This window comes from Paenibacillus amylolyticus, assembly GCF_036894225.1.
Lineage (GTDB): Bacteria > Bacillota > Bacilli > Paenibacillales > Paenibacillaceae > Paenibacillus > Paenibacillus amylolyticus.
This window is the reverse complement of the sequence record NZ_CP145892.1, coordinates 4,363,573-4,388,039: the sequence shown is the minus strand read 5'-3', so window position 1 is coordinate 4,388,039 and position 24,467 is coordinate 4,363,573. Positions and strand designations below refer to the sequence as shown.

Annotated in this window: 16 protein-coding genes; 15 read left to right on the top strand and 1 reads right to left on the bottom strand. The window is 44.3% G+C overall.

All coding sequences use genetic code 11. The features are described from left to right. Positions 1-47: 47 nt before the first annotated feature. A complete protein-coding gene (locus tag V6668_RS19425; protein ID WP_036672303.1) occupies positions 48-788 on the bottom strand; it encodes a GT-D fold domain-containing glycosyltransferase in 741 nt (246 codons plus the stop codon). A 190-nt stretch (positions 789-978) separates the two neighbouring features. On the opposite strand from V6668_RS19425, the gene V6668_RS19420 reads away from it, so the two are divergent. The 15 genes from V6668_RS19420 (at position 979) to V6668_RS19350 (ending at position 24,442) form a co-directional block, all read left to right on the top strand. Then, the gene (locus V6668_RS19420) at positions 979-1,638 is read left to right on the top strand and encodes a hypothetical protein (RefSeq protein WP_338706471.1); all 660 of its coding nucleotides are present in this window, start codon (positions 979-981) and stop codon (positions 1,636-1,638) included. A gap of 37 nt (positions 1,639-1,675) precedes the next feature. Beyond that, positions 1,676-2,707, top strand: a complete 1,032-nt coding sequence (locus tag V6668_RS19415) for a glycosyltransferase (protein WP_338706470.1) — start codon at positions 1,676-1,678, stop codon at positions 2,705-2,707. Continuing rightward, complete coding sequence (locus V6668_RS19410) at positions 2,691-3,329, top strand: hypothetical protein (RefSeq protein WP_036607811.1); 639 nt, start codon at positions 2,691-2,693, stop codon at positions 3,327-3,329. Before V6668_RS19415 ends, V6668_RS19410 begins: the two co-directional genes overlap by 17 nt. A 254-nt stretch (positions 3,330-3,583) precedes the next feature. Further along, complete coding sequence (locus V6668_RS19405; RefSeq protein WP_076251153.1) at positions 3,584-4,405, top strand: hypothetical protein; 822 nt, start codon at positions 3,584-3,586, stop codon at positions 4,403-4,405. A gap of 128 nt (positions 4,406-4,533) precedes the next feature. Further along, positions 4,534-5,013, top strand: a complete 480-nt coding sequence (locus V6668_RS19400) for a hypothetical protein (RefSeq protein WP_076251155.1) — start codon at positions 4,534-4,536, stop codon at positions 5,011-5,013. A 20-nt stretch (positions 5,014-5,033) separates the two neighbouring features. Beyond that, positions 5,034-5,366 (top strand): hypothetical protein, encoded by a 333-nt coding sequence (locus tag V6668_RS19395; RefSeq protein WP_235200726.1) that lies wholly within the window; start codon positions 5,034-5,036, stop codon positions 5,364-5,366. Positions 5,367-5,433: 67 nt separating this feature from the next. Further along, positions 5,434-9,297, top strand: coding sequence for a hypothetical protein (locus tag V6668_RS19390; protein ID WP_338706469.1), 3,864 nt, complete (start codon positions 5,434-5,436; stop codon positions 9,295-9,297). Between the two features lie 23 nt (positions 9,298-9,320). After that, entirely contained in the window at positions 9,321-9,971 is a 651-nt protein-coding gene (locus V6668_RS19385) for an S-layer homology domain-containing protein (protein ID WP_338706468.1), read from the top strand. A gap of 40 nt (positions 9,972-10,011) precedes the next feature. After that, positions 10,012-11,424, top strand: a complete 1,413-nt coding sequence (locus V6668_RS19380; RefSeq protein ID WP_338706467.1) for a hypothetical protein — start codon at positions 10,012-10,014, stop codon at positions 11,422-11,424. Between the two features lie 15 nt (positions 11,425-11,439). Continuing rightward, positions 11,440-14,580 (top strand): M23 family metallopeptidase, encoded by a 3,141-nt coding sequence (locus tag V6668_RS19375; protein WP_338706466.1) that lies wholly within the window; start codon positions 11,440-11,442, stop codon positions 14,578-14,580. Further along, positions 14,580-14,996, top strand: coding sequence for a hypothetical protein (locus tag V6668_RS19370; RefSeq protein WP_338706465.1), 417 nt, complete (start codon positions 14,580-14,582; stop codon positions 14,994-14,996). The genes V6668_RS19375 and V6668_RS19370 overlap by 1 nt, the downstream gene beginning before the upstream one ends. Before the next feature lie 18 nt (positions 14,997-15,014). Continuing rightward, positions 15,015-15,425, top strand: a complete 411-nt coding sequence (locus V6668_RS19365) for a hypothetical protein (protein ID WP_076251166.1) — start codon at positions 15,015-15,017, stop codon at positions 15,423-15,425. A gap of 11 nt (positions 15,426-15,436) precedes the next feature. Continuing rightward, positions 15,437-17,392 (top strand): hypothetical protein, encoded by a 1,956-nt coding sequence (locus V6668_RS19360; RefSeq protein ID WP_338706464.1) that lies wholly within the window; start codon positions 15,437-15,439, stop codon positions 17,390-17,392. A 13-nt stretch (positions 17,393-17,405) separates the two neighbouring features. Next, positions 17,406-18,542 (top strand): hypothetical protein, encoded by a 1,137-nt coding sequence (locus tag V6668_RS19355; protein WP_036607790.1) that lies wholly within the window; start codon positions 17,406-17,408, stop codon positions 18,540-18,542. Positions 18,543-18,643: 101 nt separating this feature from the next. Beyond that, a complete protein-coding gene (locus tag V6668_RS19350; protein WP_338706463.1) occupies positions 18,644-24,442 on the top strand; it encodes a hypothetical protein in 5,799 nt (1,932 codons plus the stop codon). Positions 24,443-24,467: the final 25 nt, after the last annotated feature.

The following is a 24,467-nucleotide window of genomic DNA, read 5'->3' as shown; positions in this document are numbered from 1 at the left end:
CGGATTTGGAATCACAGTTTTATCCAGCAAAAAAGACCCGGAGAGGGTCATTTTTTGGGTCTGCCTTCCCAATAATCAGGAAATCCGTTGTAATCCCATGCGTTCAGATTTTCGCAGTCGGCTTGAATGGTAACATCTGCTCCGGAACCAAAGTCAACACCTACGGTTTGCAGTTCTTTGGCCTTAATAACCAGTACCTTGCCGGGTGCACCTGCACACACCAAAGCAAGCTTCCACGGTGTCTGTTGGTAGATATGTTCCATTTGTTTGGATGCTGTGCTCACATGAGACCACGAGGGGCAGTCCACCGTTCCTACGATGCTTGTCCACCCGTATCTCCGCTCCAGAACTTCTCGATATTGCTCGGCCTTGGCTCCGCAGATCAGAATAGGCATGGTCTTGAATGTTTCGTAGAATAACTTGAATCGGGCGATGTAATTATTCTCAAAAGCATAGAAGGTCTCTCTGGGCTCAACTTTGTAATATTCAAGGCACATATCGAATAACGGCTTGAAATACCAGTGATCTGTCTGGATCAGATGTCCGACGTAATCCGCTTTTCGCAGGCAGTGTACGATAATTTCTCTCGCACTTGCATTGGGTAAGGTTATCCCGCAATAGGTAGGGTCGTTCAACCAGCCGTAATGAGACTTGATGAAATCCATAGTCAGAACGGTATCGTGGGCCAGAATGGTGTTGGAAGCATCCCCAAATCGAACAGAAGCATGGGCTTCTCCATCAGAGGCCATTTGGAACCAGTTGTGGATTAGTTCTACACTCCCCAGCATGCCTGTCACCTTCTTCCCATGTGTGAATAATGGTTTCTTTGGTATACATATTCATCAACTCCTTCTGTACTAGAATAGGAAAAATGCTTCGTTCTCTCTCTTCTTTTGAGGAATCACTCCTTTTTGGTTCAATGTGCGAAGGTTATTGAGCAACAGTCTAGACTATGTAAAAAGGGAGAGGGGATGGACTGTGAAAAACGTATTTATAGGTAGTCCTGTACGTAATCGGGCTTGGATTATGGAACGGCACTTGCAATCACTTGAGCAACAAGCAGTGCAGAAGCATTATATGTACATCCTGAATGATAGTGAAGATCAGACTGAGCATATCCTTGATTGTCATCAGATTCCTTATCTGACTCATAATCTGGGGAGAACATATGGTCATATACGTGGACAATATTCCTATCACAACCTGGCGTTGTTGAGGAATATGCTTCTAGATGAGTTTCTGAAATCGGACTGTGATTATCTGTTCTCAATTGATACGGATATCATCATTCCTGAGGGTAGCCTACGGCAGTTAATGGATAATGACAAAGATATATGCGCAATGCTTATACGGAATCACCCAAAATTGAAGGCTCATAATGCAATGAGCGGCGGAAAACATATACCTGAATTCAAAGCGGGTTTGTTCCCGGTAGAACTGACAGGTGCCGTATATTTGATTAAGCGTGAAGTGATCGAAGCTGGGGTTCGTTATGGTTCCCATCCAACAGGTGAAGATACACCATTCTGTGAGCAAGCTAGAAGATTGGGATTTCAATTGTTTGTAGATACTCGGTTGCGTCCCGTTCATGCCTATGCGGAAGGGGTGGAGTTGATTGCTCAATTGGCTGCTTCGTAGAAAACAACGAGAAAATCCGGTTTTTGAAAGAATAGAAATGACCATTGTTTACCCGCCTGCACTTGACTGGAACCTCTTGTTCCAACGTCCGCAGCAATTGATGACCGCCTTCTCTAATATTCCAGGTATACGGGCTATATTTATCAATGAAGAAACGTACAGAAAGCAGACCCGCCCGATTGAAAAGTTAAATGAGAATCTGTTCCTTGTGCAGAAAGGTGTGAACTACGATCACCTGGTGAAAGGAAAGAAGGTACTCTGGTTCTCGAATCCAGGTCAGTACAATTATTCGGATGGACGGAAGTTTGATTTTACCGTATTTGATTACCTTGATAATTCGGCTGATGAGTTTGCTGTGTGGAAATCCTACATCCCGAAATGTTTTGACCGTGCAGATCTTATTGCGACGACTGCGAAGGTGATGTACGAGGCACATAAACATGACGGCAAACCAATCTTTATGTGCCCTAACGGGGCAGATTACCAACATTTTGAGAAAGCGCGGACAATTCTGCCCAAACCGGCCGACTTCCCCGATGTTCATGATGGGCAAAAGATTGTGGGTTTCCACGGTGCAATGGCATCGTGGGTGGATTATTCGCTGATTACCGCTATTGCAGATAAAGGTTATCGTGTTGTTTTGATTGGAAACAATGCCCTCTATCAAAAAAATATTGTGCATCCCAATGTGACTTGTCTTCCGCACAAAGATTATAAAGTGCTTCCCGCCTACATTGCTCAATTCGATGTTTGTATCGTGCCATTTAAGTTGACAGAGATGATCCGTGGCTGCGATCCGATCAAGTATTATGAATATTTGTCTGCGGGCAAACCTGTGTTGACAACGCGTATGGAGGAAATTGTTCATAAGTACAGCGATGTAACTTACTTTATGAATCAGCATAATTGTGGATTGATGTTGGAGAAAGCGATTCGTGAGAATAGTGCTTCCAAAATTGCGGCAAGAGTAAGGGTGGCTAAGTCTAATAGTTGGGATGGCAGGGCAATGGATGCCGTGAAGATGATTAATCAGGTCATAGGAGGTATGAAAAATGAAAAAGATATTTAAACGAATGTTTGGTAGCCAATCGACTACACCGACAATTGAGCTTGAAGAAATAGAGATTGACGCGACGGAGTTCAATGTTACGACATACACCCCAAACACGGATACAACGATTGTATATCTGCCTGCGATCGATTTCCATAGTGAACGATTCGGGCGTCGACCACAACGGCTGTTAAAAGCACTCGCGGAAGTAGGCTACAATGTAATATATATCAACTCCAGTGATGAGTTCTATCAGGTTGATGCCTTGGAGTATCCATATCCGGAGCTTCCAAACTTTGTCGTAGCCCGTGTGGGCCAGAATGTCCGTACGCTGTTTCAGGGTGATCGCGTGATCTACTGGGTGAACGATAGCCGGCTGGCAAGTTCTGTCGAGACAGCATATCCTGATCTAGTCGTATTTGATTCGTTGACTGATCCGGATCAGTACGAGAAGCACAAACACAAGATGGAAGCTGTTGCTGACGTTGTCTTCATTACACCCGAGAGAATCTATGAGCATGGCAAATATTGCTCGCATGTTCATCTGGTTACTGCCGATGAATTTGAGATCAAGGAACGTGCAGAACAGGTAGCGCAAATTATAGATGCTTTGCCAAACAGAATGGCCCCTCTAATGTAGGGGTCTTTTCTTTGATCGTATATAGACCTTTCCTTTTGCAAAGATGACGGGGCTAATCGTGCTTCAATATATTTCGTTTACATTATCGTTAGGGATTGAAGATAGCGTTCTACACTATAAAAAGCAGAGACGGCGAACAGCCAGACGGGTTAAACGAAATGGATCTCCCGATCATCAAGTCCTTTAACCTGATCCCGGCTTAAGCAAGTCTCCGTAGCTAAAAATACATACTATCCTAAGGAGTGGACTGTTCAATGGCTAAAAAAATGATTATCAAAGGTGTAGGTACGTTTATGGCTAAACGCCTTCCAAAAGATCCGATGGGCGAAATTGAGGTAGTTACCCTGGGCACCCTGCAAGATCTGAAAATTGACCTTAACGTGGAGCTTGAGGACATCTTTGGTGGTGACGGTCTGTTCGCCATTGATGTACTGGTGAAGTCGAAATCGATCGAAGTATCGGCAACAGATGCTAAATTCGATCTGGATGCGATCCAGCTGATGATGGGTTCAACGGTACAAGAGCAAGTGAAGTCTTATGTATGGGTGCTGAATGAGCAGTCTACAGTGGCTGCAGGCGTTTCCAATTCTGGATTTGCGGAAGCCAAACCGAAGCATGTAAGTGATATCTATGGAAGTAACGGTGACATTACGGTTCGTCTCAAAGATTCCAACACGTTGCTGAAACAACTCACTACTAAAGGAACAGCCGTGGAACCCAATGCGTTCTTCTACGACGAAGCGAACGGTGTAGTCATCCTGAATGCGTTCCATATCGGTAAAGAGATTGTGTTGAACTACAAGCGAGATCAAATTGTAGACATGGTTGATCTGTTGGTTGACGAAGTACCATTCCCAATCTCTGTCGTTCATCACGGGACGTTCCAGCAAAAAGATGGTTCGTATGCAGGTGTTGAAACCGAGCTGTACATGTGCCGTGCAAAAGGTACATTCAGCATCAATGCCCAGCGCGCTGCCGCTTCTGCATCTGCAATCTCTTTGCAGATTCTTGACCCTGAACGTGCTGATGGAAAAATCGGCAGTATCAAACGCTTCAGCGCACCAAGCAAGATCTAATATCTAAATAAAGTTGATTGCTCCTGGCAAGGTATCAAACGGCATCTGTGTCCTCCCCTTCACAGAGCCTTGCCTTGCCAGGTTTTTTATTATATGGGGGAGAATGTCCTGAGGAGGTCTTTAAATTCATGGAAACAGAACAAGAAAAAGCCGAGCGTGAGCTTGCGGAAAAGCTGAATGAGGAAGCGGCGAAACGAATCAAAGATGATCCGGAAAACAAACGGGTGACTCCGGAGGAAGTGGAAGCTGCTGAGCGTGCATTCTTTGAAGATGATGAGATTATTACGCTGAGGGATCGACGGAAATATCGTATTCCGCCATGTAACCTGAAGGATGCCCGCCGTCTGATGAAGTTGCTAAAAACGGTGAATATCGATGCCATTATTCTTAACTTCATTCCGACTGAGAATGATGAACTGGATGAAAAGCGGCAGCAGGATTTATTTGATGTATTGGCAATGGCATTCAAAAACTATCCACATATCGTGACCAAAGATGAGCATGGTGAGTATACCATCAATCGAGAGTATCTGGATGAGTACCTTGATCTGAACACAGCTCGCAAAGTCATTGATATGCTCATTGGACTCAATGGTTTAAAAAAGTAGAACGCACCGAGGGGGAGTCTTTGGAGGGAACCGAAATCCGTGATACGGAAACACAGGAACCTGTTCACTGGGGAGAAATCTTCTTCACCCTCCATAAACACTGTGGGCTGAACAAGTGGGAGATTTGGGAGTACACACTCCCTCAGGTTGCGGAGCTGTGCAAGTCAGCCGAGAAATATATTCAATTTGAGGTTGAGCTTATGACAGCACCTCTTCGCATGTTCGGTGGCGGTGGGGGCGAGGAAGTCGAAGAAGATGGGACCGTCAGACGTAAAAGAACCTTCAATGACGAGGATTACGCAGAGATATCAGAAGATGATATCGGTATGCTTGCACAAGCGCTCGGAGGATAAGAGAGAGATATCCCGTTTTGCCTAAATGAAGGTAGAACGGGATTTATGCATAAAGGCGGTGATTCTTTTGACTGAAACAGAAGGACAAGGAGATAAACATTCCTTAACACAAGAAATATTAACGGATAAGGATCAATTAACTGGACAAAACGCAGTACTGAAAGAGAGTTCCCCTTCAGGCGTTAGCACACTGATTAGACGAGTGGAGACAATCAGAAGTGATATGCAGTCGCAAATGATTGAAACACTGACGACCGATTTGGAGCACTTTTATCGTGGAGCGTTCAGTGAAATGAAGGATGTATCTGCAGCTGGCTCACAGGGGTTGATAGACTCCGTGATGAATACGATGAAATATATTTCAGCAGGTGAAACCAAGGGGTATTCAACAACATTACTTAAGAAATCCCTTGACTCGTCGCAGCAGATGGATCAACAGATAAGCCGGGCCGACCAAAATTTGGAGCTTAGATCGTCTGGGACTACAAATGGCAGTGGGAAATTCACACAAACCGGAACGGTCAAAAATCTGCAACGAATTGCACTGAAACATGGTATGGATCAGGAAGATGTAGGTCTTGCCTATCGTATTGGTTCTCGTAATTATGATCATTCATCTGAAGCTGTCGCGTTTGCTGAAGAAGTAGCCAAGCTGCATTCAGTGGGCAATATGGATGTAGAACAGACGGCAACAGGTCTGGAAGCTGTTACTCCGGCATGGGGAAGCAGTAGCTTTGATCTGTCCCAAGTCACAGACATGATGATCAGAGCTTCAACGATGTTGGATGTTGGCATTCAGGACTTGATGGATATGATGCGTCAGACCCTTCCAATGGCTGGTAACCCTGATGGAACGCTTGCACAAGAGGATGCATTAGCCAACTGGATTAGCAAGGCTGGATTGTTGGTTCAGTCAAAAGGAGATCATCCTCAGCAGGGCTTTGCATCGAATCGAGTTAGATTCGATCTTCTTGCTGAACAATTGAAGGCTACGGATGCAAACGCGTCGGTCCATCAGCGCACTGGAAGCAGAGACAACCTTCAATTCCGACAACGAGAGATCGAAATCGCATTTCAGATTGCAACACATGAGGCGATGCAAGGGTTGAAAGAGGAATTTGCCGAGCTGGGCGATTATCTTATCGCAGTCATGCGGTTAATTGGAGATCGTACGGGTGGCATTGTTGATCATATGGAAGTGCTTAACCGAATTATGGATGAAGTCGGAGTTCAGGTTGCGTGGGATAAGTTCGGTGAAGTGATGAATGAAGGCGATCAGAAGCGATACAGTGCTACAAATGCGGATCCAGGGAAAGTCGAAAATACGGGGAGCGATGTTCCCGAGCCACTTCGAGTCACGGATGTGCAACGTGCTGGTGTAGCGCAAGAAATGGGCAGACAGCAGAGTCGTCTGCAGACGCTGGAACATCGCAGAACAGAAATTCAAAGTAGGGCCGCCTCCAAGCAAGATGATGTACTTCAGGCACGGACTAACCGAGATCATCAACATAAAATGTACAATCAGGCTATACAAAATGGGGATACAGCGGCTTCTCCCATTCATGCAGAAAAACGTGACGAAGCTGAGAAGCGAGTCAAAACGTATAGTCGAGAACTTCTTCTGTTGCGAGAAGAAATGCATTCACTCGATATTCAGATTGCAAAGACGAAGCGAAGTCTTGAGTTTCTTGGGCGAGAGCTGGATGACACGAGTAGAGCAATGATGCAACTTGAACACCAAGCTAGAGTTTTGATGATGGCGATGGATGATATGGACCTGGATGCAGTTGAACTACGAAACAAGTTGTATTTCCTTAATGCTGAGTTTACATACGGTTCAACCGATGTTCAGCGCTACGAATCCGAGATCCAGAAGCTGCGTAAACAGTCAACTCTATTGAATGACGCTCTCTCCACATTGAGAACCGAAGTCAATGAGTTAAATGCTTCTTTTAGACAAGGCATGATCGATGCTACAGCATACATATCCAAACTGAAGGAACTTGAACAGGTTCAACTCGCGAGTATGATGAGTGGTCCAGGAGGATTGTTAGTTACTCAAGGTGCAGGAAGTGTTGGATCCCCTGGATCCCCTGGATCCCCTGTTAAGGATGACAAGGAAGACTCAGCAAACAAGCCTTTTTTAGAGAGACATCAAGATTTTATCAATGACGTAATTAAGGATATGGCTAAATCAAAGATTGAGGAAGTTATGGATTTTGGTTCAGACAAGAAGAAGAAGGACAAGCCGAAGCGACGAGGGATCAAACAGAGATTCGAAGATATGAAAGAAGTCGGTAGTAAAAAAGCATTTTTTAACGGTCATGCACCTATTCGTGACAAGGACGGGAACGTACTAAGAGGTCCAGATAAACCTGATGGAACCCCTGGAGATATCCTTACCCAACGTGATATTACAAGCGAGCGTAAGAAAAAAGGAGACATTCCAGGGAAATTAGCAAAGCTCGGCAAGTTCGGTAAGTCTATACTGAAACCCCTAAAAGCCGTTCCTTATCTTGGGGCTGCCATGACTGCTGTGGATGTAGTGTCCGGTCTTGTTGATCCGCTGAGTAATATGGGTAAGTCAGAAGCGGAGAAGCAAAGTATTCGTGCAACAAATAAAGAGGAACTGGCCAAGGATTTTAAAGATATGGAGCAGTCTTCAGTTGTAGGTAAAGTGTGGAAAGGCCTTAACCTTGGAATGGATGCAGTTGTTAAGGGAGGAATCAGCAGCCTATTTGGTAACAATGCAACGAATAACAAGTTCGGGGACTACTGGAAGGGATTTAAGGCGGTTTGGAGTGAAGATGGCGGAGATGCAGTTGAGAAGAAACTGGGCAAGGAATACAACTACAAGCAGGAGAAAAAAGAAGCCCAGATTCAAATGGATAAAGAGTCTGGAAAACCGCCTGGGGACAACAAACAACAACAACCGCAGATACAATACATTCAACCTCAAATGCAGTATATTCCTGCTGTGGGCGGAATAGGTACCATTGCTAACGGCTATACGCCTCAGCCACAGAGCAATGGTATTGATGAAATGATCGCCAAGATTAATCGGCAGCTTAACAAATCGACAAGTGATAACGAAACCAATTACCAAGTCACTCGATCCCGTCTATTGATTAGTGGTGTTCGCGAAGATTCTGGTCAGATGCGCGCGCTAATGGAGAAATATTTGCAAGAGAATATCAAGTTCTTCGATAAGGCTATTGCAAGTTTACAGAAGACGTACGACAAGATGGCTGAAGGTAAGGATAAAGATGAACTGGGCCTGGAGATCAATGAGAAGAAACAGCAGAAGGCACAATCAGAGCTTGAACTGAATGGTGTCAAAAACAGCCAAATTGATGAGCTTAGACGCAAGATGAATGATCAGTTTGAGTTGACGCAGTTGGATTATGATAAACGAATGTATGATCTCCTGGCGGCTAATGGAGGTAAGGAAGATGCACCAGAATTAATTGCATTGAACAAATCGCGTGCATCTGAAATGAACTCACAAATAAGTTCGATCAAGCAAGATTGGAAGAATCTGTTGAATAGTGGTGTGTTTAAACCGGGCTCGGATGAATATATGCAGATTTTTAAACAAATCCAGGCATTGGGTGTAGAACAGTCCAAAAATTTGTATGAAATTAGCAAAAAAATGGATAAACCGATTTCTTCATTCAACATTCCAGCAGGTCTTAAGGTCATGGATTACTTTGATTACATGACGACGAACAATACACATAAAAGTGTGATGGTTGGCTCAGGTGATGTCACGGTTCATGTGAACATCGATAATATGACAGGCAGCACAAAAGATGTGGAGAGACTTACATCTACGTTGGACAAGACACTACGGCAGAACAGTCCTGGTATTGCAAACCGAATGGCCAGCAATGTAGGTGCAAGAATGGGAAGCAATCATATCCCCAGATAAAATAGGTTAGGAGGGCATCTGATATGACTCAGCAAAATCCGTTTGGCTTAGTTAATGACCGGTATAAAAGAAAGCTGTATGTAGATACAGGCATGAAGTTCGAGCCAGTGAACGGAAGAATTATTGATCCGTACTCTTCACCTTCGCCCAATCCGCAAGTGAGGGAAATTAAAATGATTAATGCTCCCTCACATTTTCATCAGATGGGCGTGTCTTCGTACAAGGCCATCATTAACATCTTGTTTAAGGATAAGAAATCCTATCACGACTACGCGATGTACGTAGGCTGGACACACAAATTTTATGATGAGAAGGGTAATATCTATGTTGGTGTTGTAGAGTCCATCAAAGTTGACCCTATTTTCTACCATCAGGATACGATGGATAAGGATCAGAAGGGGTACAAGGTCGAATTGACCATGACCCTTATCAAAAAAGATGGATATGACCGTAAGAGTGCGATACAGTTTCAGGATTTACAGACGACAGAAGGGAAGGACCACTGGGCAAGAGATTCCATTGAACGCTTGGCTGATTTGGGACTGACGGTTGTAACACAATTGGATGGCACACCCATTCTATATTTCAGACCGGAAAACTTCATAACCAGAGCAGAGTTTGTTACTTTCCTGATGCGTACTAAGCGTTTGCTGGAACGAACAATTCGAGAGTAGGGTGACCTACTCTCTTTTCTGTCTATTCTAAAGATAGGAGGTGTTTATCATACGAAAATGGGTTGATGTAAACGAAGGGGACTGGTTCTATAACGATGTTATGGAAGCCACGAATATGGTTTTGGAAGATGGTGAAGTCTTTGTGGCAGGAATCAACTATAACAAGTTTGAGGAAGGCAAGCCTTTTGTATATGAAGAAATCAAAGGGAAAGCGGGGCAAACCTCATTTAGTCTGCCTGTGCTGATTAAACCAACAGATGACAATCCACTGTATGTGTTTATTGATGGTGTTCAAACGATCTACCAAACGGCTGAAACCAATAGTAAGGGATTAACCCATGTAGAGTTGTATACCGGTGTGACAGCAGGACAAGTGGTGTCCTTCTGTAGTTATGGTGAACCGTTGCTGGACAGTGCTTGGAAAAGGCCGCCCGTGTCCTGGACTGGAGATCTGCCCAGAGCTGAACTTAGTGCAGCGACGACCTATTTCTACGATCCATTCAGTCGTAATCATCAGGAATATTTGTATGCAGCAGGCCAACCGCTTCGCAGACTCAGTATTCCTTCCGAGGTATGGGGTGATACCATGGGCGATGCCGCGGCGGTAACCAAAATTGCAACAAAGGCTATTGGTTACCGAACGGATGTATATTGTGTCAGCCCAGGGGGATCGGTGTTTCTTCCTTTTAATCTGAACGGTGTCACTTGCAAGTTCAATTATTGGACGAAGAATAACAAATTCAAGAGTGAAGATATCAAAGCGACAACACTCAAACCGGCCTACAACAATTGTTTCTTTCCTAATGCCATTATACAGCGGGGAGAAGCATTTCATCTGATTAACAAGTTGCGCAAAGTGTTCTATGCCAGATTTACGGACATGGAAGCACCAACGACGGAGATTAATCAGCCTATTACGGCATTTCAGGGTCAACGGGTGTTTAGGCTTAATGGCAATTATCCGGCAGGTAAAAAGAAACTTAAAATTACAGTGAAATTTAAAGACGAAAAAAAAGATAACGTCCCAGAAACACCGGCTTATTCGGAAATTGACAACCACACGGTTGTATTTAATCAACCTTTTTCAGAAGGCGACGAAGTGACATTCTATTATCTCAAAGATTTGAGCGAGAGGTTTGCAGATATCGGCAAAGCTTCAGCCATTTATTATCAAACCAAAGGTGAGCGGGTAGAGCAGTCCAAAGACGCTTTCTGGAAAATAGCCGTCTCGGAAATGGAAGACGAAACATTTGCGAACAATGATCCACTAATTAATGGCATTCCTATCAAGAAAAAGGTGGATGGTGCAGCGGAAGTCACGGATATGGGAAGACCTGTAGGTGGTACGGACGAGGAAGAGATATGGTTCCTTGGAAATTCCGCTATGACACGGGCTGAAGCCGCAGCTTTCCTGGACCGATTCATGAAATGGACCATCGAGCGATTCAAGTAAGGGGGAGATTACAATATGATTCCAATTTCGGATGAGGTTATGAATGTGCTATCCCAGCGTCTGAAGCTGGGGGAAGGAGCGCTTCCCAATATCCGGGTCGAAGTAGATCGGCTGGCATTTATCCCGGGACGGACAGAAGAGTTCAGGCATATCGTAACCGAGCAGGTACCCATCATCAGTACAGAATCCGTTTGGGTGGATGAGTCGAGTAATGGTATGTATAACGGTTCGACTCAAGCGAATGCTCAGGAGATTTTTTTTCCGGTTAAGGGTAAAACGATTGATAGTATTACAGTTACAGATAATTTTGGCTCTCCTCGTGATAAAGGTACAAGAATTCATAAAGGTATTGATTTGTTTGATGAGATTGGAACGCCGATTTTGGCTGCATGGGCTGGAAAAGTAGTCCGAACATCCTTGAATAAAACAGAAGGTGCCGGTAATGCCGTAAATATAAGACATGATAATGGTGTTATCACCAAATATTTTCATCTGAAAGAAATTCTCTGTTCGGTGGATGATGAGGTAGCTCAAGGGGCTGTCATTGGAACACTAGGCAATACGGGTGGCGTATATACGGGTGGTCATAAGGTGTCCGCGGCTGAACGTGCGGCGGGCAAGGGACGACATCTACATTTTGAAATTTGGGAAGGAGTCAATCCAACAACCAGAACTGGAGAAGGTGGTAAGGCAGTTAATCCTCAATTGTATTTCAAGGGACAGCGCAAGTTGCACGGAAATGCGAAAACAACATTTACTGATATAAAGCCGGTTCAGGTCGAAGGATATCCTGGAGAGATCAAACTGAATGAGAAGTTCGACAAGCGAAACTGGCATGAGAAAAACGTTTATACAACCGGATTGAAATTTTCGGATTATGCCAAGATTGAATCGGGTTGGACTATGTTTGATTCAGGAGGCAAGTTGCTATACACCTTTGAAGGCAAAGCTGCCGTAGCTGAATTTGAGATTAACGTGACAAAACTGAGTATGCCTACACAAGGGCTGCTTAGTATTGGAATGGGGACTAATTTTAGTGATGCGGAAGGGGATTCTTTCGCCGTGGTGATCGATGGTAAAACGTATGCCTATGTCAATAAGTTTAACGGGGCCTATGATCTGACCAAACTGACGGAATTGAATAATATTGTGATCCCTGCAAAAGCCAAGAGTATCAAGATTAAGGTGACGTATGGGGGCAAACAAAACTCCACTGTCCCAACCGGGTCTGTTCCTGCTTCAAGTAAGAAGTATAAAAAATTCGCCATTGATTATATTCGCATACAAGAGTTGGTGCCTGCTCCGTTGAAGAATCAAAAGAGTGAAGAAGGGCTCGATCCATCTAAAGGATATTATCAAACCAACAGCTACGGAGATTTTATTAATAATAGAAGGACAGAGACGGATGTTATTCAGGTCGGGTCTTTTGTCTATATGGACACGCAGGTTCTTCCCAATATCATTAGTGCCGAAATCGATGATCAGTTTGATTCTGAAGCCCGGGAAGCACGGCTGACCATCTCCAATCCAAGAGGATTCTTCTCTCCGGATTATAATCCTGCTCATTTTCCCGAGCTTGGTGGTGTACCGTCTCCATGGTCTTATTTTGCAAACGGATTCCATATCGGGGTTCTGAGTGAAAATACACCGATACGCATATATATGGGATATGGTCAGCACATGATGCGGGTATTTACGGGACTGATTGACAAGGTGGACATCAATGGCGAAGGCTCCACGCTGGAGATTACGGCCCGAGATATGTACAAGCGCATTATCGAGAAAGTCATTTCCGAGAAAAAAGCCTATCCAGAGGTAGAAGAGATTGATAATGTGCCAGATCCGGTGCCGCCTGCAGCAGTTGGCACGGACCGGACATCATCCATAATTCAGGCTGCACAGGCCCAAGCTGCAGCGTATGGTGTGCCTGATCATAAGTTTTTGCTTGCGATATGCAGGCACGAGACCGTTCTCGGAACACAGGGGAAGGGTAAAGATGAGAACGGTAGCTTTATTCTTGGATATGGCTGTCCTAGTAAAAGCGAGTGCAATCCCCTTTACAAGGGAATTCAGGAGCAAATGAAGCGCGGAGCAGAACGGATGTCCAAAGCACTAGCTTCCAGAGGTAAAAAAGTGACTTCAAAAGCCGATGTACTTTATTTCCACAATGGTGGAGACATTGCTCCCATGACCTGGAGTCAAGATCGGGAGAATTGGGTGGACAAGGTATGGACCTATTATCAGGAGATGCTCGCAGATCCGGCAAGCTGGAACATTACAGCAACCTCCACCCCGGAAGTTACACCAACACCAGCTCAGCCTGTAGAATTTGAAAAGCCGGCTTGGGTCAAATCAACGGTTGTACTAGATCTGGTTAAACATGCGGGTATGGTGGGTTGGCGGGCAACCAGTGAGGATCGCTCTTATCCTGACTACGTGATTGACGAGACCTATCTGATTGAAGTGAATCAAAAGACGGGCAGGGTCATTGTCCCCGTACCGGGTCAGGAAGGTGAGTTTGAAGTCAAGGACGCAAGCACTGTGCTGACACCGAACGGATGGCTTAATCCATTTATTGAGGAGTATGGCAGGACGTTTGAGCAATGGTCTGCCAAAGTTACGGAAGCTGTTCAGGAGGTGATCTCGGAGATTCCCTATCGAAGCTATTGTGACCGTTATGGTACGTACCGACTGGAGCGCCTGAATTATGACAAACCGGTCGTGGCAGAGTTTTCCGAGAATGACAATCTGATCTCCATTACCAAATCCACGGATTGGTCCAGAGGAAGAAGCCACATTGTTGTTATCGACTCGAATGATAGTCAGAGCAGTTTCGTAGACAAGGAGATTTTACTCGAACTCAAAGGAGAAATCCGAACCATGGTGCTGGCCGTTCCTTGGGCGAAGACGGTTGAAGCCAAGAGACAGGTGGCAGAACGAGCTTTTTTTGATATGAAACGGATGTGCCGTACGCTACAGGTGTCCATTCCTGCGAATCCTGCGCTTGATCTGCTCGACAACGTCATTGTGACGGATAAAACGACCACCACACGAGCTGTATATACGATTAAAAGTATTAAAACCAGTTATTCGGTTGACCGTGGCATGTTACAGGTCATTGATATGATGTGGGCAAGAAAGGGAGTGATGGTGTAATGGCCGGCATTGTGAATGAAAATATTGTATTTCCCGTGCTGGATCTAATCCACCGGGAGCTTCGCAAATATAGCAGTATCTCCAATTCGAATGTTTTTCCCCTTGAAGGTGAACCTTCCGTTACATTATATCGGGAGCACATACAGGACCCGGACAGGGTGACTGGAGCAGACCTCTTGTATGAATCGGCATGGAAGGTTTCGATCTGGATGAAGTTTGGCTCAGAGGATGAGGAAGACTTTCCTTCCGGAGTGGGCTATTCCCACCCGGATTATGATTATTACAAGTATTTCAGGTTAACGCAGGTGACGGCCCGTACATATGATCCGAGTGGAGAGTCCATGTTCACTTACAATATTGGTCTAAATTATGATGACGAAGGACGCTTAACTGGAACGAGCGTAAGTCGTATATAACATGTAGGAGGTGGTTCCATGGCATTTAATGTATCTTACATCGCGGGTGGCGTCATCGACAAAGTGCGCGAGCTGCCGTACCCACACTTCAGTAAAAAGACGATCCCGTTCATTCGGGGACAGATGTTGGACATTCCGGCGGCCAAGACCACCAAGTCTGATACGTTCACCTTGGCGTATGACACAGAGTTTCTGAGCATTGCATTTGCTGCGAGCCACTACTGTGTCGGCGATTACTGGGAGCTGATGATCGGGACGGAGAAGGTATGTCGTACCATCTATACGAAGGAACTTCCCGAGTCGGTTTCCATGGGTAACAGTTTCGGAATTGTCTACCCGATTCCGGCGGGAACGACCATCACGTTTGACTTTTTTAACGCGGTGGCTGAAGCCAAGTCGGTCTGGTACAACATCAAATTTTTGAGATAAGGAGGGTGACGATGGCACTGCAAAAACCGCAGACGAACTTTGCCGCTTATATTGACGGAGAGTCGGAAGCACAAAAACTAATTAACACGCTGGCCGATGAAATCGTAGGTGCTGATATTCCCAAAGTAGAGGGCGGGTTTGACGCCAATCGCTGGGAGAAAGTCTACGAATCTAGCGGAGCTGAGTGGGTGACCTACAGTAAAAGTTATCACAAAGGAATTGTTGGCATGTACACCCATTCGGATGGAAATCAGTATGAAGTATACAAAATTCCGGATTGGACGGAAGCCAAAAGTTACACAGGAGACTCTGCTCTAGATGCGGATGGATGTTTATGGGAAGTAAGGCAAACCTATTTTGACGAAGCAGTGGAAGGCATGACTCAACCAGGCACAGCAAACATCGGAAAAACTTACGGCAATTATAAGACAGGACGTAAAATTCAGGTTTTACAATTTAATTACCAAGACACTCAGACAAATGAAACAAAATATGTTGATGTTCCTGGCTGCTTGGTAACCGTTGTTTTAGATAATTCAGTTCCAGACGGGTACAGAGCGTATCTGGTGCGTCAGGTAATTGGAAAACTCGATGGAACAACAAAGCCATCAAAAGAGTGGAACCAGTTTGAGATTGTTACAGAAATGCCAACTGATTGGGCATACGCAATCAAGCTTGCACCGAAAGGAAAGTTTCAATACAACTTTTCAAGACCAGATAATTATTATGACAGGAGTCCGTATTGGGCGTGGGGAGCAATTGTTGATAGTTTTTATGAACCTGTAAAGCAACTTTACAAATTTGATGAACTATTCTATACAGCTGATATACTGAACAATGTAACTGCTCAGACAGTAGTGAAAGCAACGCCTACGGTTCCCACAGGGATTCAAGTTCGTGATTATTATGTCATGTTTGAGCAGCCAGCCCATGACTGGAATTACATTAACATCTACTATGGAAAAGGTTTCGAGGGGAAAGTTGCTCAAGGAAGCCAGAGCGAAACGTATGATGGGATCTGTGATCCTGCAACCATTACGATTGGGAAAGCACCTACAGTCATTGACCAATTGAAGGCACATTATATGTATTTGACATGGAATGATTCATCAGCCATTAAACCTTTCATCCCACCATCCACGAAGTGGAAGCTGGATTATGACGGCAAGACAGAGATCGTAAGCCCGGCAGCTCGATTTTTCCACGGACGACATTCTACCACGTCATGGTTGCCTAACAAAAAACGCAGACCGGATTACCTGGTAGCTTACACTTTATCGGTAAACAATGATCGAGTAGTTCTTGTTCTGGAAGGTGATCCTTCTCCGAATATTCATAGCTATTACCGCAGTTTTGGATACATAGGCAAGATCGTTCCGTTCAATGATTACGACCATGGAGGAAACTTTGGTGTCACCGTTGGCATGGGTGATCTGCGAACAGATATGACAGGTTATACGAAAAATGATATTCTCACGGATCTTAATCCGGATATCTATGCCAAATACGGTGAGTACACTTCAAATGGTATGGACTCCATGTCCATGTTGAAGACACGCAGTAATGTCTTGTTCCAGCGGTATTACCCGGCATTTATTTCGCATCTTCCGAACTATCCTTCTGTGGGTAAACTTCCCCCGGGCCTCTCGAAATTGATTGTAGATACGGATGGGTTCCAGAAATCTCTCTGGACAGGAAAGTATCACGCAAGCCCAATCTACCTTGTGCATCAGGCAGAAGGATATCGGGGTTATATGGACGGTGTAGTTGCGATATACGACCATAATTTGGTCAATCGCGATGAATTAATCGTAGATACAGAAATTCTGAAAGATCCTTCCAAACCTGCGTTGGGTACGTGGACAGAGGTTTACAAGTTTTTCAGTATCAAGAGTCCGTTGAATCTATTCAAGCATTCCCCATCACCAGATGTAATTACGATTGCATTTTTGAAAGAGATAAAATAAGGAGGATTACATAATGGCAAATTTTAAATATGTAGAAACAATCACTACTTCACAGGACGTGTTGACAAAACTGAAAGAGGAAGTTACAGGGTTTAAGAGTTTCCCATTTGAATCCACTGCAGGCGAGTCTCAGGAACAAAATCTGTGGGAAGTATTTTACGAAGAAAAGGACAGTAGTGACCGTATTCAGGAACTTATTCTTCGCGGGATCATGACCATTGGAACACAAGCAACACCGATTACTAAACATTTCTATGTTAGTTTCATTAATCATGCTCTGGTACCACGCGTCGTTGCACCAGTTCCAGCCTATGAGGAGCATAGTACGTTGACTGTTCAGCTGCTTGAAGGATTGGAAGGCAGCGAACCAACTACACTACCAGTTACCACTCGCCCTACATTCAAGCTAACAGGACATCCGGTACTCTACCAATGGGCACTGGAAAACTATACACCAACGGATCGGAATAAAGAAAAACCTGTATACATGTATGTAAATGTCATGAACAATCGTTTGGCGATGGTTCTCGTTGCGGACCCAGCAGTAAACTTCCTTGATTACAAAAAATCCTTCCTGTATGCAGGTGCATTGAAACCGTTCAAATACAACCTGAATGACGTAGACGGAAATGTAATGCTGACAGCTGGAGCAGTAATCGAAGAACCAGATATCTCTCAGATTGCAACAACAGGAACGTATTACTACGGTCAATATACTTCTGCAGGTAACAACACACTTCAGATGTTGAAAACCAAATCAGGTATTGAATTCCAGCAGCACTATCCTTCCTTTATTACTCAAGCTCCACCGAAGGGGAAAGCTTATCAAGATCCGGAATTGGGGGATACGGGGTTGGAACTGGAGCCTCAAGGCTTCCAGGCGTCCAAATGGACATCCAAATATCACTTGTCTCCGATCTACGTGGTTCACCCTTACGAGGGCTACCGCGGTCAATTCGATAACTGCATCGCGGTTACGAAGCATAATATCCTTCACCTGGATGAGTTAATTATTGATGTGGAAGGCAAGTCCTGGGACCAAGAAGTGTATCGTTACTTCGATACCGATACAGCGCAGAATTTCATGAATCTGTCTGCCAACCAACGTATGGGTGTGGCTATTCTGAAGGAAGTCCGTTATACGGCGTAAGTTAAACTGAATCAAAGCTGAGTCGTATAGATTCAGTGAGAGGGAACTTTCTGAGACTCCACTCAGGGGTTCCCTTTTTTTAGTTGGAAGGGGGCAGTGACGTGAGTCAAGTAGTCAATAAGTTTGATTTCACCGTTATAGATTACACGACAACTCAGTACGGTTACCTGTTTACAGTCGGAACTACAGGAAGCAGGCCTGAGGATTATCGATTTATATACATGCCTTACAGCCGGTATCCAAGTGTCCTGATGCTTGATTTTTACATGGCAAGATCGATCTCACATGGATTTAATCATCAACTTGTGGAAGCGATTCGCAAGGATCTGGAAGGAGAAGAACGATTTATTGTCCTAAGTGAAGCTAAACAGGATAAAGAAGGACTTCTGCACAGTTCCATGGAAGGATCGAGCTCAGGTACCAAGCAAGGCGATGTCATGGAATTTTCGTTTGAAATGCAGCGGTCTGCGTTAATTGAAGCTTTGGAGATGGATCATCAAGATGAGGGCCACAGACCCGGAGGTTTAAAGGACTCATTCATTCCTGAAGATATGTCAGAGGGCTGGCGCGTAGATAACGATAAAGAGCTAAAGATTGTCCGTAATTTGGGTTTAACTCGTAACTTTGTTAAGAATCTGGATAAGCTGGAGCCTGGAAAAATCAGTTTCAGGGTTAGTGAATTTGGGATGATTGCGGACTATGCAGATAGTGCAGAGCAAGATAACAGCTCTGAACTGGTGATTAAACAATTGATACACTCTGTTCGAAACGATAAACCGGATATGGATGTGGCAGAGGTTTTCGAGAAAGTGGAGAAGATCATTGGACGCCGGGCACAAAATGACTTTTTGTTAGAAGCCATTCAAGACCACTTCAGAAGTACAGAACTGGAGAGAAGCCTTCAATCCCGGAAGGTAAGCAAACAAGACGTGGAAATTCTATATCAGGATCTGCTAGGTTTACGTGATGTTCATAAAGAAACATTTGCTGAACAAGCTACCATGATTGGGAAAAGGGTAGATGATCATCAGCAATTATCCATTCTCTCTGATATGTCAACTGCTTATATTCGTCGATTTCAGGAAATAAAGTATATGCACCTTGATCGCACGTTGCCGTTAGCCCAAAGAGTGTATAACACTTCACAATTGACACTCATGCGGACACTGGGAACAGCTATGCGAGCAGCAACGTTTGGCGGAACGACTACAGGCAAAATTGTTCAAGCAATTAGAGACATCGATGAGAATATGTTTCTTTCACAACTGAATCAGGCTACGCGGGTAATTGAGAATGAAATGACAAATCATGAGAATGTATTTGCCAAACTGAAGGATCGTCAGTACCCCACAGTTCTGCATACCGAAATGAGAAGTACGCGAGAAGTCGACAAGCAACTATACTTTCATGATGATCTCAGTCATAGCAGCCGTGACCAACATCGAAATGCATTAGTCTTTCGTCCGAGTGATACCCTGTGGCATCCGCTCCAAGCTCACAGAATTATAGACAAACATCCGGCAACTACAGCATCCGGTATCATTTTGGCATCCAGAGATATAGGGACTATTACGGATGTGGAACGACAGTTTCCTTGGGCTGTTCGAGATCAAGCAGAAGATATGAACGTCATAGGTGATTTGACTACGGGGCAAAGAGTTTATGTGGAGAAAATGTATATTGAGCATAAGCGTCCTAAGGCACGACGAATTTATGTGGTTCATAGTGAGGTGGACCGTCATGCAGAACAGGCTTATCGTGAAAGTAAGGAGCACGGTTTTGTTTTCAGAGATTTGCAGGAGAGCAGAAGGATCAGTAAGGTTCCTGGGTATGTAGAGAAGGAGAGTAGGTTAGGCAAACGAGTGACTGCAGAGGCTCTTGAAATACTCAACAAGCAATCACTTGGTGAAAGGGAAAGCAAGTTCGATAGCTATATTGAGGACAAGTTCCATACTGCAAAAACAGAAAAAAGGAATTTGTTCATCCCGAACAGCGAGGAAGGCGCAGAAAGAAAAGCATCCTTTGAAAGTTATACGGCTGGTTCAACAACGGCAGAAAGAGCGTTGGCTCATGATTTGTGGTTACCTGAGTCTGAGGACCATTTGGCTGACAAAGAATTATTACGTTCTACCATGCTCGAAAAGCTAAATTTGTATGGAAAGAACGATGAACAGAAGTATGTACATCTGACTGACAAACCACTTGTATCACATAGAGAGTCTAAAAAGCTACACCTGGAAACAATCCTGCAATCCATCCGAGATAATAGCCGACCAACCATGATTCGGGATGAGCTTTTGGACAATTTGGTTGGTGGAGGATGGTTGGGGAATAAAGCATACCCTGGATATCTGGACGAGGAATTTATCGTAGGGGAGATCTTGGAGAACAGTCCGGCAGTCATCCTGGAAATGATGATGGAAGCTGTGAATAATGCAGACGCTTCGGTTTATTTTGATGAACCGTTTTTGGCTGGGGTTAGAGAGCGGGTAGATGCGTTAATCGATTGTGGGATCTTAACAGCTGATAAAGAAGGAAGCAGATCAGGCATCATTTCCTTTAATTTCGAAGGTGTGAAGGAATCTCAGCTTGGTGATATAGGGACGGAACTCTCAGAAGCATCCAAAGATTTGAGCATAACAGTACTTGAGGATGAATCTCCATCGGCTGAACTGAACAGACGTAATTCTACTCTAGAGACAGACGTTTTCGAGGGAGTGAAAGTAAAGGAAGATCAGCATGGCGAAATTACGGAAGTCATTTACGGCGCAGATTTTAATGCAAGACCGGCTATTATTGAGTTTGAAGATTCATTAGGTTACCTGAATCCTGGAGGGGGATTATTCCCGGATGACCCAGCGTATGAAGGAAGTCAAGTTGAACGCAGAGGACAAACCTTTGATGAGTACGGGATAGGCGCAAAATATAAACGGGACGGAATGGCTCTCGACCATCATATCGTGAGTTCCAACATGAACCGTGAGAGTGTGATTCATACCGAATTTAATATGGGCGGGGTTTCCCGGTATCGATATGGAATAATTGATGATGAATACACCATGGGTGGCACGAACTTACGCCAGATGCTTTTGAACAGCGAATATGCTATTGGAACGTCAAAGACTCGTGAGGGATACTCGTATGATCAACAACTTATGGCTACTAATCCAATAAGAGAAGGTTTAATCAGTGGTGAGTACTCCATAGGCACAGCCAAGATCAGACAGTTGTATTTGAATGAGAGCTATTCTATTGGCATGATTGAACCACGTCAGGCAGCTATTGATATAGATCACTCACTGGCGACTTTGGAATGGAGATCTGCGCTGCTCAGCGAGGATTATTCCATAAGCAGCTCGAAATATCGAGATGGAGTAGCTGAGATTGGATATACGCTTGGTTCATCGTGGGCAAGAGAAGGTGCGATGGATATTGAGTTTAACGAAGGTATGCGGCAAGCTTGGGAATCCACGTTGGTAAATATTACTCCTGAAGCGATTAGGGTAGATCGATATGGATCGGTGCAAGATGAGATATCTCTAGCCACTACTGTAATGAAATCTGCGAATCTTGACGATATGCTGACGGCTCATTCAATCATGCGCAAAGGACAATTGAACGTTGAAATCATTTCGGATAACATGAACAGATTATCCCTCATGCTTGAAGATAACCATTTTACAAGAATCGTGAAAGAGGCATCAGTTCATGAAATTGAGAGTGAAGTTGTCAAGTTACGCTTGAGTGAATTGCATGGTGAGGGTTGGTACGGTGGTAAAGGTATCAGAGATACTGACTTGGTCGAACTGATCTATGATTCGATAAAGAGTAAAAAGGATTCAGCACTGGATCATGATGTGATTCTTGCATACAAGCATACTCATGACGCTTACCTTCATGAGACAACTGATAGCACGATTGAAAAGATTGCTAATCTTGAAGAACAACTTATAGCGGATAAACCGCAAAATGGTTACCTTGACCTCACGTTACCACTAGGCGGTACAAATCTGAAATATGCAGATGTTCCAGTGGAATCTGTGGGTGGGACGGGGCTCACTTATGGAGATATACCTGTAGAGATTGTTGGCGGAACAAATCTGAAGTACGGTGATGTTCCGGTTGAGATTGTTGGTGGAACAAACTTGAAGTATGGAACAACAGAGATTGTACTCTCAGCGGACAAACCCCAGTACGGCAATATGGAAGAGAATCTGCTCGCCGACAAACCGCAATATGCATATTTGGAAGAGAACATGTACGGTCTGAAAAATGCCAAAGAATCCACTATTGATGAGCATATTCATGCGTTTAAAAACGGTAATGAAGCTGATTTGATCCAAACGCTTGAGTTAAATAAAGAGGATAGGTCAGCATTCCTTCATGACAACCTTTTGGGGGTAAAAGCTGAAAGATGGGCGCATACCCATGAGACGATCAATGATGTAGTGAAACTGCGAAATGGATCGTTGGATCAGGACATGTTCTACGGAAACAAGGAATTTAATGAATCCATTTTGGACATGGAACTGGTTGGCTTCCAATATAAACAGCTAGACCTGATCCGAAGCGAATATGCTTACCTTAAAACGAGAGACGTTCATATTGAAGATAATTCGTTCATGAGCTCCAGAAGTTCTTATGACGCGTATAACCATCAATTGGATTCTGGAATGAACTTGTTAAGAAGCACGACTCTGGATTGGGAGCAGTTCGCAGCGGAGAAAATAGATCGATATGGTCATTCACATGAAATGGAAAGTGGCGTTGGGGGTGAGCGAGCTGGTGAGCATTTCGATGGGATATACGGGACCACGCTTCAGAGGTTTGCATTCTCAGGAGACGAGTTAAGTTACGGAAATAGTCTGCCATACACAAGTTACGTTGTTAATGACGGCCAGAGCTTTGGCAGTAAGTTAATAGACCCGGGTTATCTTAGTGAAGATGTTTTTAAAGGGATAACTGAGGAACGTGAATCCAGCATAGAAAGAGAGTGGCCGACTGGAACAGCAAACGCCAGATTGTCTGAAATTGAAGATCCTGATTCTCTCATGGCTTCATTTGAAGAACGCTGTTCTCAAGTCATGACAGGTTTTATTTTCGCTGAAAGACCTGAGAAACGAGCAGAGTATCTGGAACAGTTGCACGCGTTTCTTCCCGAGAGAACAGCTCATCTTATGGAAATGTATCACGAAGCCAAGATGGAACCACGTGAGAGCTTCACACTGAATGATCATCCGGTGGCTGAACGGGAATCCGCTGATGCTTACATTCCGATGATGGACACCATGGCACAGGGTCTCATATTCGATTACTCGGAAGATCTGCTCGATCGAGGGATGGATCCTGAAGATTGGGAAGGTGGTTTGGGTGTGCCGGAGGACTATGATCCGAATGATCCATTTAATGTGTACTATCCGTATTCCAAGGATATGGATGCGCTGGAATTATCCCAGTCTGACGATTGGACTAAATTCGGTCAAGGCGATTGGGATCGGGATCAATTGCTTGGAAAGTTTTATTCTAAGGCAGATACGAAGGACATCAGTGGATGGTACCGCAATAATTTCCTGGCTGAGACGTATAAGTTCTCCATTGATTTCAAGGTGGATGCAAGTACGGATGGGAATGGCGCAGGAATTATTTTCAAATACTTCGATGAAAATAATTATTGGATGTTTATGGTTCACGGAGGAGATAGCGATAACAGTCTGGATATGAGAACGCCGATGCAGCTATATAAAATCGTTGCTGGCAATCCAACTGCAGTGGGTTCTCCGATGCAACCCTTTAAGTGGGAGAAGGAAAAATGGTATACATTGTCCGTGTCGGTCATGAAAAATAAACTCCAGATCTACACAGATTCGAAATTGCAATATGATCTGACGGGCACCGATTAACTCGGTGCTCTTTTTGTCGTATAGA